Annotated in this window: 18 protein-coding genes; 6 read left to right on the top strand and 12 right to left on the bottom strand. The window is 38.3% G+C overall.

The genetic code is table 11. The features are described 5' to 3' along the window. Window positions 1-186: 186 nt before the first annotated feature. The 3 genes from P9Q65_RS03280 to P9Q65_RS03270 all read right to left on the bottom strand — a co-directional run bounded on the left by P9Q65_RS03280 (window position 187) and on the right by P9Q65_RS03270 (window position 2,473). A complete protein-coding gene (locus tag P9Q65_RS03280; RefSeq protein ID WP_304507793.1) occupies window positions 187-975 on the bottom strand; it encodes a metallophosphoesterase in 789 nt (262 codons plus the stop codon). A 773-nt stretch (window positions 976-1,748) separates the two neighbouring features. Next, entirely contained in the window at window positions 1,749-2,009 is a 261-nt protein-coding gene (locus P9Q65_RS03275) for a hypothetical protein (protein WP_304507791.1), read from the bottom strand. After that, entirely contained in the window at window positions 2,006-2,473 is a 468-nt protein-coding gene (locus tag P9Q65_RS03270) for a hypothetical protein (protein ID WP_304507790.1), read from the bottom strand. Before P9Q65_RS03270 ends, P9Q65_RS03275 begins: the two co-directional genes overlap by 4 nt. Before the next feature lie 122 nt (window positions 2,474-2,595). On the opposite strand from P9Q65_RS03270, the gene P9Q65_RS03265 reads away from it, so the two are divergent. After that, on the top strand, window positions 2,596-2,814 hold the full coding sequence (locus tag P9Q65_RS03265; RefSeq protein WP_304507788.1) for a hypothetical protein: 219 nt from the start codon (window positions 2,596-2,598) through the stop codon (window positions 2,812-2,814). Window positions 2,815-3,062: 248 nt separating this feature from the next. Here the strand turns inward: P9Q65_RS03265 and P9Q65_RS03260 are convergent, their stop codons facing one another. Genes P9Q65_RS03260 through P9Q65_RS03250 form a run of 3 tightly spaced genes read right to left on the bottom strand, consistent with a single transcriptional unit; the run spans window position 3,063 to window position 6,000 of the window. Then, window positions 3,063-4,352 (bottom strand): TRAP transporter large permease, encoded by a 1,290-nt coding sequence (locus P9Q65_RS03260; protein ID WP_304507786.1) that lies wholly within the window; start codon window positions 4,350-4,352, stop codon window positions 3,063-3,065. After that, entirely contained in the window at window positions 4,349-4,837 is a 489-nt protein-coding gene (locus tag P9Q65_RS03255; RefSeq protein ID WP_304507784.1) for a TRAP transporter small permease, read from the bottom strand. Before P9Q65_RS03255 ends, P9Q65_RS03260 begins: the two co-directional genes overlap by 4 nt. 20 nt (window positions 4,838-4,857) lie before the next feature. Continuing rightward, window positions 4,858-6,000, bottom strand: coding sequence for a TRAP transporter substrate-binding protein (locus tag P9Q65_RS03250; protein WP_304507783.1), 1,143 nt, complete (start codon window positions 5,998-6,000; stop codon window positions 4,858-4,860). Between the two features lie 544 nt (window positions 6,001-6,544). On the opposite strand from P9Q65_RS03250, the gene P9Q65_RS03245 reads away from it, so the two are divergent. Then, window positions 6,545-7,258: a GntR family transcriptional regulator gene (locus tag P9Q65_RS03245; protein WP_304507781.1), complete on the top strand. Its 714-nt coding sequence runs from the start codon at window positions 6,545-6,547 to the stop codon at window positions 7,256-7,258. Between the two features lie 128 nt (window positions 7,259-7,386). On the opposite strand, the gene thiE is transcribed toward P9Q65_RS03245, so the two are convergent. From thiE to P9Q65_RS03225, 5 genes are all read right to left on the bottom strand, one after another. Then, window positions 7,387-8,025 carry a thiamine phosphate synthase gene (thiE, locus tag P9Q65_RS03240; protein WP_304507780.1) on the bottom strand — a complete coding sequence of 213 codons (639 nt, stop codon included), beginning with the start codon at window positions 8,023-8,025 and terminating at the stop codon, window positions 7,387-7,389. After that, window positions 8,012-8,839: a hydroxyethylthiazole kinase gene (gene thiM, locus P9Q65_RS03235; RefSeq protein WP_304507779.1), complete on the bottom strand. Its 828-nt coding sequence runs from the start codon at window positions 8,837-8,839 to the stop codon at window positions 8,012-8,014. The genes thiE and thiM overlap by 14 nt, the downstream gene beginning before the upstream one ends. 177 nt (window positions 8,840-9,016) lie before the next feature. Further along, window positions 9,017-9,151 (bottom strand): hypothetical protein, encoded by a 135-nt coding sequence (locus P9Q65_RS13370; RefSeq protein ID WP_442870831.1) that lies wholly within the window; start codon window positions 9,149-9,151, stop codon window positions 9,017-9,019. Next, complete coding sequence (locus P9Q65_RS03230) at window positions 9,148-10,062, bottom strand: recombinase family protein (protein ID WP_304507778.1); 915 nt, start codon at window positions 10,060-10,062, stop codon at window positions 9,148-9,150. Before P9Q65_RS03230 ends, P9Q65_RS13370 begins: the two co-directional genes overlap by 4 nt. 158 nt (window positions 10,063-10,220) lie before the next feature. Beyond that, on the bottom strand, window positions 10,221-10,490 hold the full coding sequence (locus P9Q65_RS03225; protein WP_304507777.1) for a hypothetical protein: 270 nt from the start codon (window positions 10,488-10,490) through the stop codon (window positions 10,221-10,223). 78 nt (window positions 10,491-10,568) lie between these two features. On the opposite strand from P9Q65_RS03225, the gene P9Q65_RS03220 reads away from it, so the two are divergent. Next, a complete protein-coding gene (locus P9Q65_RS03220) occupies window positions 10,569-11,294 on the top strand; it encodes a S8 family serine peptidase (protein WP_304507776.1) in 726 nt (241 codons plus the stop codon). Further along, on the top strand, window positions 11,294-11,719 hold the full coding sequence (locus P9Q65_RS03215) for a hypothetical protein (protein WP_304507774.1): 426 nt from the start codon (window positions 11,294-11,296) through the stop codon (window positions 11,717-11,719). The genes P9Q65_RS03220 and P9Q65_RS03215 overlap by 1 nt, the downstream gene beginning before the upstream one ends. A gap of 45 nt (window positions 11,720-11,764) precedes the next feature. On the opposite strand, the gene P9Q65_RS03210 is transcribed toward P9Q65_RS03215, so the two are convergent. Further along, window positions 11,765-12,484, bottom strand: coding sequence for a helix-turn-helix domain-containing protein (locus P9Q65_RS03210; protein WP_304507773.1), 720 nt, complete (start codon window positions 12,482-12,484; stop codon window positions 11,765-11,767). A gap of 703 nt (window positions 12,485-13,187) precedes the next feature. Between P9Q65_RS03210 and brnQ the strand changes: the two genes are divergently transcribed. Both brnQ and P9Q65_RS03200 read left to right on the top strand, forming a co-directional pair. Next, window positions 13,188-14,507: a branched-chain amino acid transport system II carrier protein gene (gene brnQ, locus P9Q65_RS03205; protein ID WP_304507772.1), complete on the top strand. Its 1,320-nt coding sequence runs from the start codon at window positions 13,188-13,190 to the stop codon at window positions 14,505-14,507. A 254-nt stretch (window positions 14,508-14,761) separates the two neighbouring features. After that, window positions 14,762-15,053: helix-turn-helix domain-containing protein (locus P9Q65_RS03200; protein ID WP_304507770.1), on the top strand; the 292-nt coding region annotated here is incomplete at its 3' end.

Below are 15,053 nucleotides of genomic sequence, written 5' to 3'. Positions count from 1 at the left end.
CCATCCGTTGCTCCACAGATGGTTTTACTGTTTGTTGAAATACCAAATAGAATTGCTTAATCATTTTTCTCTAACAAAGAAATATCTTTTTCAAAGCATTTAAATTCTTTATGAAAAAATATTAGATAATATACCTAAAAATTATAATTCTTTAAGTCTTTCCTCTTTTAATAAGTAGTCTTTTATTTAGTCCGGCACCTTTCCACAGCCCCGATACTCGGTGTACTGTTTTCCTCTTACCTGCACAAACTCTCGCTCGGGATAACGCAACGCCGTCAGATATCCCCCATACACACAGCCTTGGTCAATATCTACGGTATTATGGATAACCCTAGGCTCTGCCGCAACGGTATGCCCATAAACCACAAATGCCTTTCCTCGATATTCCGCAGCCCAATCCAACCGTTTCGGCTTCCCATTTTCTTCAAGAACTCCGGTGGTTTCACCATATAGGCAAACCGCACGAATCTTATTGGAGAACCTCCCCATAGAATCTTCCCGCAGACCCCCATGGGTAACGGCCAGCCTCCGCTTATCCAGCAAAAGATAAAAACATTGGCTTTCATAGCAGTGCATAAAGCGATTTCGAAAAGCCACCCTTTCTTCTTTGGACAATTTTTCAAACTCTTCAACGGTTTTTTCCAGACCATGAGAAAGGCGAACTTTATTCCCTAAAAAATAACGATACAACTTATTGCAATGATTCCCATGTACCCAGAAACCACCGCCATAAGTTACCTGATCCATCCAAAATTCCAAAGCCAATAAATTTTGTGGCCCTTTGTCAGCAACATCCCCCACGGAAATCAACCTTCTGCCATTGGGATGGGAATAAGCTTGCCCTCTTTTTTCATATCCTAGCTTACCCACAAGCGCAACTAACTCATCATAACAACCATGGACGTCTCCAATAATATCAAATTTATTCTCTTTGAATTCTAAAATACGGAAGTTTCGTTCCCGCTGCTCTCTCATGCCGTCATTTCACTCCTAACCTTCCTTATTACTATAACATAAAAAAGTACAAGGGTGAAAAAAAAGAAGAAAAATATTTACCTTTTCATCATATATTTAAACAACGATAATAAGGAGGTCTATTCCATGTATCATAACCCTAATTTACCAGATCCTTTTCATACCTGCCTAAACGGGTTTACACCAAACCGCCGTCCTATGCCTAGGCAAATGCGAAAGGAAACTGCAATGAACAAACCCATTTGTAATCCTGCCCCTGTTTGCGAAGAAAAGCCTGTTTGCAAAAATGTTCCTATGCATAAACCGGCGTCCTCTTCTCAAAAATCAAAGAATTCTTGTGAAACAAACTGTAACAAACCATACCAAAATAATGATTGCTGCACAACTTCAAACTGCAACAGGAATCAACTACCCCTTTTCATACTATTTCTTTACTTATCAGGACTCTTTTGATTTGTTTTAAAGAATTTGCAAATTTTTTTCCTTATTGCAAAACTTCTTTCATGAGAAGGGTCGTCCAAAAATTGGGCAAATTCCTAATAAAAATCTATTTGCCAATCTAAACTTAAAAGCCCTTATTCCAATAGTTACAATGCAACATTTGTAATGAGCAATAAGGGCTTTTTTATTTACTGTAAAGCCGTACAATCATAAGCAATAAATGCATATTGCCTCTCTTTCCATACCAATATATGCATAAAAAAGCGGCATCTGCCAAGATGCAAATACCGCAAGCCATTTTTTAAGTATTGTTAGAACCCCTTTCAAAAACACTAATATCCCAACATGGACATAATCTGTACCATTCTTTCTCGTTCTTCCTCAGGTAATGTAGCACTTACTGCCGCCAATAGTGCCTTTTGCTGGTCTTCAGGCAGTTTACCTCCCTGTGCTAATCGCTCCCCATATTCCAAAAAAACATCCAATCTGTCCATTCCTGTTTTTCCTCGGCTTTTTTCCGCCGCTTCTCGAATTAAGCGCAGTCTTTCTTCTCCCAAAGCCTGCATTTCCGGTATCTCCTTTTCTTTACTCACTTTTGTCCCTCCTTACGACCCATAATTTCTCTTATTTCCATTATTTTTATCATTGTATCCAGCTGTTTTTTATCTTCGGTGGCTAAATACGGCTGTATGGCACGCAGCATTTTATGCCGACGACTCACAGGATCCTCCTGCTTTTCCCTTGCCTCCAGCTTTGTCCCCTCTAAAACACGCCTTAGCTCCATAAATCGCACTGCAACAAAAATATTTTTTTGAAATTCCATATCCAAAAAAGGAATGGCCGCAAATAAAATATTTTCCCCTTGTGTACTGCCAAAGGGTGATTCCAACGCAGAATTTTCCTTCACTTGTATGTCCTGTTGCTTTTGTACCTCAGCATTCCCCAAAAGACGGCGCAATCGCTCTATTCTGTCTATCATTTGCAGAGCATCGTTGCCTTCAGCTCCCATCATTCCGGTTAAAAGCTTCATTTGCTCGCTGTTCAGTTTCCCATCCATTTTAAACCTCCCCCAACAAGCCTTTTAAAAACATATGACAAACAAGAAGAAAAAATACCTTTGCCTATTCCCAAAAACTTATTTCCACATATTTTAATAGAGAAAGAAAGGAGATGTTTTCCATGTCTTTTCCAAATTATTCGTCTCCAACCGGCGAAGCCAAAACCTCTCCTGAATCCCTTTTTACAGGAAAAGGAATCGGCATTGCCTTCCTAGATACAGGTATCTCCCCCGTTGCGGATTTTATCACGCCCCAAAATAGGATCACCATCTTTCGTGATTTTGTCGGTGGAAAAAAGGCTGCCTATGATGATAACGGTCACGGCACCCATGTCACGTAATCAAATTTCCGTTTTTTCATAATATAAACGCTGATTAAGACAACGAAGAACCCCCTTTCTTTTAGAAAGAGGGTTCTTCTGGAGTTCAATATGAGTCACAACTATCTTACGATAGGAGATAACTTGAATCAATAATAATAGAACATACAAACTGCAGCAAATAAGATGATTGCACAATCCAATAATTGCCTCTTAATCTTATTTACAAATATCATAAACCATAACTTCCTTTCCGCCTTCAGCTTGCCTTAGGATAACAAATTAGGCAAGAACATGGAAACTGCGGGTACATAAGTAATTATGAGCAACGTAATAATCATTAACACCAAGAAAGGCATGATCCCCTTTATAACAGAATCCAACGTGGTCTCGCCAACCCGGGCGGCGACAAATAAGTTTACGCCTAAAGGAGGTGTAATAAAACCAATTGCCAAGTTTACTACCATAATAATACCAAAGTGTGTTACGTCTACACCCAATGCTGTAACTACAGGGAACAGAATGGGGGCTAAAATCATAATTGCACACAATGTTTCCATAAAACAACCAACAATTAACAACAACACATTAATTAACAATAAAATGACAATCTTACTGTCTGTCATGGATGTTAAGAATGTAGCTACCGTTGTAGGGATACGTCCCAGTGTAAGAACCTTAGAGAAACCGGCAGCACAACCAATTACAATCAGAATTGTAGCCGTAGTTTCACAAGCATTCTTGGTAACTTCCATTAATTGCTTCAAATTCAGTTCTTTGTAAACCAAACAACCAATGATCAAACTGTAGATTACGGCTACAGCCGCTGCTTCTGTTGGTGTAAAGATACCGCCGTAAATACCGCCTAAAATGATAATAGGTGAAAGCAAAGCCCACTTACTATCCCAGGTTTCTTTTACTGCTCTCTTCACAGTAAAAGGTTCTTCGTCACCCTTGTAACCCATCTTTCTGGCAAAAAAATAAGCGTAACCGATCAATACCAGGCCGATAATAATACCGGGAACAAAACCCGCCATAAACAACTTACTAACAGAGCTGTTTGTGGTAACGCTGTAAACAACCATTGGAATACTAGGTGGAATAATAACGCCGATGGACCCAGCCGCAGCAATCAAAGCCAATACAAACTTTTTGTCATAGCCTTTTTGCAGCATTGTAGGAACAACCATACCACCTACTGCCGCAACTGTTGCAGGGCCGGAGCCGGAAATTGCCGCAAAGAACATACAAACAACAACTGTTACAATGGCCAAACCGCCTCTAACTCGACCAAAATATACATTGGCAACATTCAGCAATCTTCGGGAGATCCCGCCGCCGCCCATTAATTCCCCGGCAAATACGAAAAACGGAATTGCCATAATTGGAAAAGAGTCCGCACCTGTTACTAAGTTCTGTGTAATAAATCCAAAAGTTAACTGCTTGGTATATAAAATATATCCCAAAGAAGCAATACCCAGTGAAAAACCGATGGGCACGGTTAAAATTAAGGAAACAATCAGCGTGCCAAAAACAACGAGAGCAATACCACTTGTCATGCTTCAGCCACCTCCTCATGATTCTTAATTGCCTTTATCCTTCTCACAATACATTGAAGCTGACGGATCGCTGTTAAAATAAATCCAATCAAAGGTGCTGCATACACATATTGCATGGGAATACGCATAGCAGGAGAAATCTGACCGCTCCAAGTAATTTTTTGATATACCGTTACTGCTGTTACAGCAATAAATATAGAAAAACCTAAAACAATAATTTCACTTAAAATTTCAATATATGGTCTAAACTTCTTGGGATATAAGTTAATTGCAGCATCAATACGAATGTGTTTTTCACGACGTGCTGTATAGCTTACCGCAAAATAAATAAGCCAAATAAACATATATCTTGATAATTCCTCTGACCAAACCAAGGAATTTTGGAATGCGTAACGCATGATAACCTGAATGAAAATAATGATACTCATCAAAAACATCAATGGAATAATAAAGAACTCTTCCAAATGTTCATTAAAGAATTTCATTTAACTGCCTCCCCTCTTATTTACGAAGCTGAATCTGTACCCTCAGCAGGGAACTTTTCTTTCGCTTTTTCAGCCTCACTATACAATAAGTCTACAATTTCCGGATGAGTTACTTTTTTGTAAGCTAAACCTTTAATGTCAGTACATGCAGCTTTAAACTCTTCAACCGCTTCCGGAGTCAACTCTGTATAAGTCATGCCGGGGTAGTTCTTGATATTTTCTAAAGCAACTGCTTCGTACTTGGAACATCTTTCACGCTCGTAATTTACCGCTTCGTCAGAAACACGCATTACGATATCCTGCTGTTGGGGTGTTAGCTTTTCAAATTTATCCTTACTCATCAGGATAAGATAAGGGGAGTAAATATGTTTTGTATAAGTATAATACTTCTGCACTTCACAGAATTTTGTCTGCCAAGTTAATTCTGCACCATTATCCTGACCATCTACTGTGTGCTGCTGTAATGCAGTAAATAATTCAGTAAATGCCATAGGTGTGGGGTTTGCCCCATAATTTTTCCACTGTGCCAACTGCAATTCGTTTTCCATGATACGGATTTTCAACCCTTTCAGGTCATCCACAGTTTCAACTTTTCTGTCTGAAGTTGTTAATGTACGAAAAGCATTTTCCTGCCATTCTAATAACTTAAAGCCTTTATCTTCCAAACCTGCGGCAAGTGTGTCACCTAAAACACCATCCAGCACCTCATAAACTTGCTGCTTGTTATCAAATAACCAAGGAATGTCTAAACAAAAAATATCATTGCTAAAAGATGCTACAGTTGCATTTGTAGCCAATACGATATCATAATTGCCAAATTGACAACCTTCTAATAATTCACGTTCACTGCCCAAAACGTTATCAGTATAAATGTCACAACTTAATGTCCCATTGCTTTCCTGCTCCAAACGCATCTTAAAGTATTTTGCAGCGTCAATTGTCGCAGGGGCATTGCCAAGAGCATAAATAAAACGATAACAATCATCGGTTAATTCTACTCCTGAATCAAAATTATCAGGCTCAACCTTCTTTTCTACAAAGCCCGCCGGAGTTGCAGGGGTATTGGAATCACCTGTTGCTGTTTCAGCAGGTTTTTCCCCACATGCAGTGAGTCCAAGCATCATAACTGTTGCTAATGCAGCAGCTATACCTCTTTTCAACATAGATTTCCCTCCCAAATATTGAACGATTTCCGGTTTTCTCTCTCCAAAACAAGTTCTGGAATCATCTTTTGTAAGATCATTTCTGGTCTATCCCGGCCGAGGATACAAGATGATTATTTAATAAAAAAACTTGTTTTATTAGAAATTAATCATCTTTTTTAATTATAATTATCAATTTTTTCATAGTCAATCCGTAATAAAGACGAATAATCTTTCTAAATTCTACATTTTAAGACTTTTTTTTATTATTTTTTGCTAAATTTTTTAATTAAATTTTAATAAATAAAAAAAAGAAATACTTATGCACAAAAATATACCTTTTGTTTTGTGACAAATCAACTCTATGTATTTTTAATAAATGTTTTATTTCAAAAAATAAATCACTTATTAACGCAATAAGGCATTTAAATTAAAATATTCTTAAAAAATCCTTAGAATATCATGTGTTTTTGCAAAAAAGTAGATTTTCATTATAGTCTATACTATAATAACTTGGGGGAAAGACGATGAAAAGTGAACTAAATTGTAAAAAAGGGGGAATACCATGGATGAAGAAAAAAAGAATGCCTTGAGCGGCAAAAAATTAACCTTGACAAATCGCATTTATCAAGAAATAAAAAGCGATATTGCCAAAAAGCAATTCCAGCCTGGTGAAAAACTGAATATTAAAGAACTCGCAAGAAAATATAATGTTAGTGATACACCTGTAAAACAGGCTCTTCAGCGTTTAGCCGACGAAAAGTTGGTAGCAAATACGCCAAATAAAGGTATGAGTGTATACTTACTAACGCCTGATGAGCTAAACGATATTTTTGATATGCGCTTGATGATGGATACCTTTTTTGTTAAAGACATTGTTTCAACTTTAAATTATAACAATAGTCTGCGACAGCAACTGGTGGAAAACCTTGAAGAGCAAAAAAGATTTGTACAAAACAGTGAATCTTCTCTTTATCCGGAAAAATATTTCGCAATGGATTTGGAGTTTCACACGCTCTATTTAACCGCATCAGGCAACCAAAAAGCCATTGATGTATTTACCAATTTACAGCCTTTTACCTATGCAACAGGTACATATTTAAACCAACCCCACTACCGAGACTGTGAATGTGTGGCAGAACACGAAGCAATATTAAAAGCTGCCTTTACCGGAGATTTGGACGCACTAAATAAAGCCGTTCAAGTCCACATTGAAAACTCCAGGCGTGCTTTGCAGCTGATTTTTAAAGTAAATCAAATTGTCCAGCCTACCGGATAATAAAACCCCCTCTTGGCATATGCCAAAGGGGGTTTTATATTTGATTATCGAACTTTTCAGGAAATCCGAAATAGTCTCCCAAAAACTGAATTTGAATAATGGACTCCACAACTTCAGCCTTTCAGGCGTTATTTTATAAACCTTTCTAATTTTTCTCTCATGTCATGAGCCGCTTTTTTAATATCCTCTGCCGCAAACAAAGCCGAAACCACAGCAACCCCATCAATATTTGTGCCCTCAAGGCTTTCAACATTCTTGTTGCTGATTCCGCCAATAGCAACCACAGGAATATGAACTGCTTCACAAATTTCTTTCAACTCATCAAAGGATACATCTGCCGCATCCAGCTTTGTAGAGGTTTGAAACATAGCCCCAACACCCAAATAATCGGCACCCTTTTCTTGTGCAAGCAATGCCTCTTCCACAGTACGGGTGGAAACGCCAATAATCTTATTCTCTCCCAGCTTTTCTCGAACACGCCCTGCCTCCATATCGCTTTGTCCCACATGGACGCCGTCTGCATCTACGGCCAAAGCCACTTCAATATTATCATTAATTACAAAGGGTACTCCGTATTTTTTACAAACTTCCCTTACTTCCTTCGCCTGCTCTACAAACATATCAAAGGACGCATCCTTTTCCCGTAACTGCACAAAAGTTGCTCCCCCTAGGAGTGCCTTTTCCACATCATCAGCAAGTTTTCTTCCACTTAGCCACATACGGTCTGTCACTGCATATAATAATAAGCTTTTTTTATCTAGCTTCAATTTTCATTCCCTCCTCTAAAATTTCATCAGTCATGTTACTCATGGCATCAATAATATAAGTACGATAGGAAGAGGTCCCCCCTAGCTCCGTTTTTTTCAATCTTTCAAGGGCAATTTCTCCGGAAAGCCCCATTGCCGCTACCGCAGCCGCTGTAGCATCTAATAAATTTTCAGGATTTGCCACACAATATGCCGCAACGACACCACTTAGCATACATCCCGTTCCTGTTATTTTAGACATTAAAGGATTCCCATTGCGAATGGCATATGCTTTATTTTCATGGGCTACAACATCAATTGCTCCGGTCATTGCAATCACCGCCCCTGTTTTCTTGCTTAATTTTTTTGCAAACTGTACCATTTCGTCCAAGTTTTCTTCGGTGACACTATCCGCAATATCCGCATCCACACCTTTTGTTTTCCCTTCCTTCCCCCAAAGGGTTTTCAACTCCGAAACATTCCCACGGATTACGGAAAAACCAACCTCCTCTAAAAGGCGCATTGCCGTTTCTGTACGCAGTTTTGATGCTCCTGCGCCTACCGGGTCCAAAACAGTGATATGTTCCAGCTCTTTGGCCTTCTTTCCTGCCAGAAGCATAGATTCAATGGTACGGGAATTTAATGTACCAATATTAATATTTAACCCTCCACAAATACTTGTAATTTCAGCAGCTTCCCCTGCATCATCTGCCATAATGGGAGAACCGCCACAGGCCAATAAAATATTAGCCACATCATTTACCGTAACATAATTTGTAATGTTGTGCACTAAGGGTACCGTTTTTCTTACACGCTTAATTAAATCTTTTTCCATTGTTTTTCCTCCTTAAAATCCATTGGATTTTGCAGTGGAACGCTCCGTAAAAACAATTTGTAAAATTAATTCATAATTTTACTCTTAACGGACAGTGTCTGCTGCAACTTTGCACCTCCAAACATCCGTTAAAAAAGACACTCCCTTGGGGAATGTCTCCATAAACGAAGTATGTCCCTACGTTGGCATTATCCAAATCAGGTTTACGGTCGAAGTATTGGTACTTCCTCTCAGCCTGCCTACAAGCTCCCATTTGATGATACCGGAATCACTTCCTTTTTTCAGAATATCACAGGGGCATTTCTTTGTCAAACGCTATGTAGCCCCCTTCGGTTTTTTTTCATTTTTTTCTGAACCTTTTCAAAGACTTTATCGCTTAAAATCGGTGCATGGGTATTTTTAACGACCACCCAGTTCTCCATGGGAACCTCTACCGTTTTTTTTGATTTATAACTTATTTTCTGCTCCTTGCCCTGTATCATATGCCCAATGTAAACAGGGTTTATCAGTATTTTCCTTACTGTTCCTCCTCCCCAGTGAGCACATGGCTTACGCCCCAGATCTTGCCCTCGTTCTTGTTTTTCCTGAGAGGGCGTAGGAATGTTTTCCCAGGTCAATCTCTCTGCTATTTTTTTGCAAGATAGTCCAGACAGATACAGCTTTGCAATATATCTTACCACCCTCGCCTCCCCCTCAAGAATAACCAGACGGTGACGATTTTCGGCATCCTTTTCATACCCATAAGGGGCATAATTCCCCAGAAATTGTCCCAACTCCATCTTTCTTCGCAAAACAGAGCGAATATTTTCAGAAAGCTCCTCGCAATACCATTCGTTCACCAGGCTATTAATCTGTCTAGCTTTTTTATTTTCCTTCTTTGCGGTATCCACGCCATCTATAACGGTAACAAAACGAATTCCCCATAGGGGAAATTTTTCATGGAGATAAATCTCAGCCGTCGCAGCGCTGCGAGTAAAGCGTGACTGGGTTTTGCAAAGGATTATTTCAAACTTTTTTGCCTTTGCCTCTTTCAGCATACGGCAAAAAGCAGGGCGATCCTCCCTTAAACCCGAATAATCTTCATCCTCATAGATATCGTAAATTTCCCAACCATTTTTTTGGGCATAGGCTATCAACATCATTCTTTGATTTCGGATACTTTCACTTTCCTCTCCCGTTCCATCCTCAACGGATAAACGACAGTATAAGGCAGCCTTGGGCATCCTTTCGCCCCCTTATTTTTTCTCATTATCAATATATACAAGAAAAAGTCTGCCTTATCCCAAATAAAACAATTTTGTGCTTTTTTAAATTCAAAATATTCCATTCCATCTTTTAATTTTCTCATAAAAAAAGCCCGCATCAATCAGCGGGCAGAATTTCAGTCTAAATCTTTAAACATATATTTTTTGCAGTGAGGACAACAAGTATCTTCCTGTACCCTTCTGCGACAATCCAACTTTTTTTTGCAGTGGGGACACACATAAACCTTTGCTTCCAAAACAAACGTAAATACCACAAGGGCAATCATCAAATAAATATTGTGTAAAAACACAAAGCTTAATGCGGCCAATGCCAATAAAAATATATCTAACTTTTGAAACTTTTTATATTTCGCTAATAAAGCCTGACCCTTTTCAGATATTTTCACCGGAGTCCCTCCTAAATTTTTTATATGGTTATTCTTTTATTTTATAACAATACAGTTACAAAAGCAATATAAAGATACGTGACCCACGTCACGGGTATCGCCTGCGGTAACGGCACACTCTCCAGCGGACGTTATGCAGGAATTGCACCGGAAGCCCATATTATTTCCTTAAAAATCCTTGATCACAGCGGCCAAGGCAGCTCATCCCATGCAGTTGCCGCATTAAGATGGATAATGGACAATGCTGCAAAATATAATATAAGAGTAGTAAATTTATCCATTGGTTCTAACGACAGAAAGGTAAATCAGCCTCTAAAGGAAAGTGTTGAAGCACTATGGCACAGAGGAATCGTTGTTGTTGCCGCCGCAGGAAATCCTGACGGACGCAGGGGCTTTCAGCCGCCTCCTCCCATCAGCCCCATGGTAATTACCGTTGGAACTTGGGAAGACCGCAACTATTTTTTACGACATAAGCCTTTTTCGCTCTTCACCAAAGAGGTTTCCTACCTGCCTGACATTTGGGCGCCCGGAGAAAACATTGTTTCTGTTCTCTCTCCGGATTATCAATTTTCCATGCCTAATCGAAGTCGGGAAAATATCATTTATCCCAACTATATTAGCATGAGCGGGGCCTCCATGGCCACCCCTTTGGTAAGTGGGGCGGCCGCCTTGCTATTCCAACGATTTCCCTACGCCTGGCCAAACGATATTAAGGCGACCTTAGTTAAAATAGCAATTGAAAATGGAGGACTGTTGGATCAAAGAACCTGTCTTACTCAAACAGGAAAGGTGGTTTTAGCTTAATGGAACGTAATATGGTTTATGAATTGGCAAAAACACTACAGAAAACAGAAGGTTTAGAAAAAGACTTTATGGAGATGGCTACATCATTGCGAGAAGCGATCGAGAAAAACTATATACAAAAAATACAGTTGGCGGCAGGTGATCAAAAAGCTTTTACCGTTGAACACCCACCAAAAGAAGTCACCCTTTTACGGGCAATTGCGCCTTTTTTAGATGAAGGAGGCCGAGGACAAATCCATGAAATCACACGTTCGTTGCTCTTTCTTCATACACTGCAAGGCGTAAACCAGAATGTTACAACCTTAACGCAGGAGGGGGGGCTCATTGCCGCACGCAGCAGCGAAAGCCCAGATGAAAACTTTAACCCCCAGGCTGCAAAAATTGCAGGACTTTTAATGTCAATTGCTTTAATGGATAAGTTTTAAAACATAAAAAAGCCTTTTTCTATTTCGAAAAAGGCTTTTTTATTCTTAAGGATTCTGATTAATGACAAACATGTTCAGCTTTTTAACTTGCTTCATATCTTCCTTTGTGATGACCAATTGTTCCTTCATTTCTTCACTCTCTTCCATAATGTCAGGTGAAAGCAATACCTTAAAAGCTGCCGGAAGGATTGGCTGTGTGGATAATCCTGATAGCATTCCCACCATGCTTTTATTATGCGTAAAGGAATTTATCGCATATAAAAAGACTTGTTCTACTTTATTATTTTGATTTTCAAAATTAAAATTAGTAAGGGCATCAAACTTGCGCATGGTACCATGATAAAGGAATTTACAATTGTAACAATTGCTGTAATCTTCTATATCTGCATAAAAATTTGCATCATAGACGCCATTCTCTCCCACACCTTGTACTTCGATAATATTTTTCACAATGCGTCCTCTTCTGCCATCATAAAAGTACAAATAATAGCGGGTTTTTCCTGTTCTCCTCTTTGCAAAAGCATCCCCATCCACTTCATTCAGTGCAGCGGGATTTTCATAGTCCACAAGCTGATTCACAGAAATATTCAGTGCATCTGCAATGGAAAATAACGTTTCAATATCAATAGAGATATCCCCATTTTCATATTTAGAAACAGTTGCTTTACTTTTATTAATCATCCCAGCAAAGATTTCAATTGTAAGTTTTTTCATCTTCCTGTAAAGCCTGATCCGCTTACCTACATGGATACTGACTTCTTTCATAATTTCCTCCTACTTTTCTTTTCTCTTTAGACTATAAAATGCAACTTACCCCATTTTATGTCTATAAGCTGATAGTATTCTTCAAATTTTAACAAACTCCTTTGTTATGTTCACTTGTTTTTATTAAAATACAGCCGCCACCATAAGCGTCCTCAGCAGATGGACATTTTTAATCTGACGCCATGTGTTTTTAAAAAAGAACACTTTTAATCAAAGCAAATTCCAACAAAAAAAGCATATTTTTTTACTTTCAGTAGAAAGTTTCCACTTTAATACATCTTTGCATAACATTTATTGTTCATCATTCCAGCACAATTCATTCTATTTCTTTCCTGATTTTATTGTATTTTTGATAATTTTTTTTGATTAATCCGTCAAAAATTCAACTTTATTCACAACAGCAACCGAATGAAATGTTTTTTATTGAAAATTTGTTTTTGCACTTTGCACATTTCATCAAAATAATAAAAACTTTAAATTTTGTTTGTTTCCAACTCTATTTTATACTAAATTAACGATTTTTCAATGTTTTTTTATTTTCACGACATTAATATCAAAATTTGTTTCACTAAAATATTTTTCATTGGTTTGAAATCCCAGACATTTTATAACATAATATAAACATATCGCATTTTTATTATATTCTTTTTGCGATGTAAGAGAGAAAAAGTAGAAAAGTTAGTTACGCAAGGAGGACTCATCTATGAAAGAAAAGAAAAAAAGCATGATTGACATTGCGGTAATCGGTTTGGCATTATTTGCAATGTTCTTTGGTGCGGGCAACCTGATTTTTCCCCCATATTTGGGCATAAATGCAGGCAGCCAATGGTTTACAGGATTTTTATGTTTCTTTATTGCCGATGTGGGGCTGGCATTGGTAGCAATCATGGCAATGATTAAAACCGGTGATGTTTCCATGAACGGTATTACCGGGAAATTGGGTAAAGTACCCTCTGTAATTATCAATTCTTTAATTGTATTATGTATTGGACCCTTTTTAGCAATTCCCCGTACTGCAGCTACAACCTATGAAATGGGTGTAATGCCAATTTTCCCATTTATTAATTCCTGGGTGTTTGGGGCAATCTTTTTTGTTTTAGTACTTTTGTTAACCATTCGTCCTTCCGGTGTAGTAGACGTAATCGGTAAATTTTTAACACCTGCTTTGGTTGCTTGTCTTTTGGCTTTGATTGTCATTGGCTACATCCATCCAATTGGTGAAATTGTTCCTACCACGAATTTTGATACAGTAAAAGAAGGCATCCTTGCTGGCTATCAAACCATGGATGTACTCGCTGCTGTCGTTTTTGTTATTATTATTATTTCCGCTGCGAAAAGCAAGGGATATACCGAAAGTCAATCTACCATGCGCATTGTAATTCAGTCCAGCGTTTTTGCTGCTGTTGCATTATTCATTATTTATGGTGGTTTGGCTTACTTAGGCGCTACAACCTCTGCCGGCGGCTTTGAAGGATACAATCAGACCGCTTTGGTTGTTGCAATTACCCAAACCTTAATCGGTAGCTATGGTGTATTAATTTTGGGCGTTATTGTATTCTTCGCCTGCTTAACCACTGCAATCGGTTTGGTTTCCTCTTGTGCGTCCTTCTTTGAAGAACAAACCAACGGGAAAATTTCTTATAAATCAATGGTACTTATTACTATTATTTTCAGTTATGTTGTTTCCAACTTCGGTATTTCAACAATTATCAGCATTGCAGCTCCCATTTTAAATCTGTTGTATCCTGTTGTTCTCGTTATGATTATTTTGACATTCTTCGGTAAACATATCAAAAATCAGAACATCTATATTGGTGCCGCTATCTTGGCATTATTGGCAAGTGCAGCTGATGTATTATATGGATTTGGCTTACCTTTTGAGTTCATCAAAAGTCTTCCTTTTGGTGGATACCAGTGTGGATGGGTAGTTCCCGCAATTATTGGCGGTCTTATCGGTAAATTTATCCCTATGTCCCAAAAAGCTATCCTTAATGCAAAAAAGGAAGGCTCTGATCTTGCTTAATTGATAATTTCAAAAGCTTGATGGCTTTGCCCTCAAACACCCACTTGGGTCTTGCTTTTCACAAAAAGCACGGGATTTGAGACGTTTCAATGTTTTTCCACAATCTAAAGGACAGTAAACAGCTGTCCTTTTTGTGTTCCCGAAAATCAACATAAATAATAAACAAACAAGATATTTTCCAATTATTTCTATAAATTGTAATGACATATTCTTAACTTACTGTTATAATTTCCCAAAAGGAGGAAATAGCTGTTATGTTAAATATTGGAGAAAATATTGCGTATCTGCGAAATCGAAAAAAGCTTACACAAGAAGAATTGGCAAAGAAAACAAGTTTACTTCCCCAAGATATTGCAGATTATGAAGAAGGAATTCGCCAACCTGATATAGAAACCTTAGTAACCCTTGCCGAAAGCACAAATGTGGATATCGGGCATCTAATCTATGGGTTTCCATCCCCCAAAGAAGAAAAAAAGGAACGAACAAACATTATATTTTTGACTATCCTTTCATTGGTATTCTGTATTTCCACTCCATTGCTGGAAA

It is taken from the genome of Anaerotignum sp. (assembly GCF_030625865.1).
GTDB lineage: Bacteria > Bacillota > Clostridia > Lachnospirales > Anaerotignaceae > Chakrabartyella.
The sequence above is the reverse complement of the archived record's forward strand: the minus strand, read 5'-3'. Positions and strand labels throughout refer to the sequence as shown.

Excerpts from the sequence above, each read along its gene's own strand:
- P9Q65_RS03280 (WP_304507793.1), bottom strand. The coding sequence starts at position 975 with ATGAGAGAGCAGCGGGAACGAAACTTCCGTATTTTAGAATTCAAAGAG.
- P9Q65_RS03265 (WP_304507788.1), top strand. The coding sequence starts at position 2,596 with ATGTCTTTTCCAAATTATTCGTCTCCAACCGGCGAAGCCAAAACCTCT.
- P9Q65_RS03215 (WP_304507774.1), top strand. The coding sequence starts at position 11,294 with ATGGAACGTAATATGGTTTATGAATTGGCAAAAACACTACAGAAAACA.
- P9Q65_RS03260 (WP_304507786.1), bottom strand. The coding sequence starts at position 4,352 with ATGACAAGTGGTATTGCTCTCGTTGTTTTTGGCACGCTGATTGTTTCC.
- thiM (WP_304507779.1), bottom strand. The coding sequence starts at position 8,839 with ATGGAAAAAGATTTAATTAAGCGTGTAAGAAAAACGGTACCCTTAGTG.
- P9Q65_RS03270 (WP_304507790.1), bottom strand. The coding sequence starts at position 2,473 with ATGGATGGGAAACTGAACAGCGAGCAAATGAAGCTTTTAACCGGAATG.
- brnQ (WP_304507772.1), top strand. The coding sequence starts at position 13,188 with ATGAAAGAAAAGAAAAAAAGCATGATTGACATTGCGGTAATCGGTTTG.
- P9Q65_RS03210 (WP_304507773.1), bottom strand. The coding sequence starts at position 12,484 with ATGAAAGAAGTCAGTATCCATGTAGGTAAGCGGATCAGGCTTTACAGG.
- P9Q65_RS03255 (WP_304507784.1), bottom strand. The coding sequence starts at position 4,837 with ATGAAATTCTTTAATGAACATTTGGAAGAGTTCTTTATTATTCCATTG.
- P9Q65_RS03245 (WP_304507781.1), top strand. The coding sequence starts at position 6,545 with ATGGATGAAGAAAAAAAGAATGCCTTGAGCGGCAAAAAATTAACCTTG.
- P9Q65_RS03230 (WP_304507778.1), bottom strand. The coding sequence starts at position 10,062 with ATGCCCAAGGCTGCCTTATACTGTCGTTTATCCGTTGAGGATGGAACG.
- P9Q65_RS03250 (WP_304507783.1), bottom strand. The coding sequence starts at position 6,000 with ATGTTGAAAAGAGGTATAGCTGCTGCATTAGCAACAGTTATGATGCTT.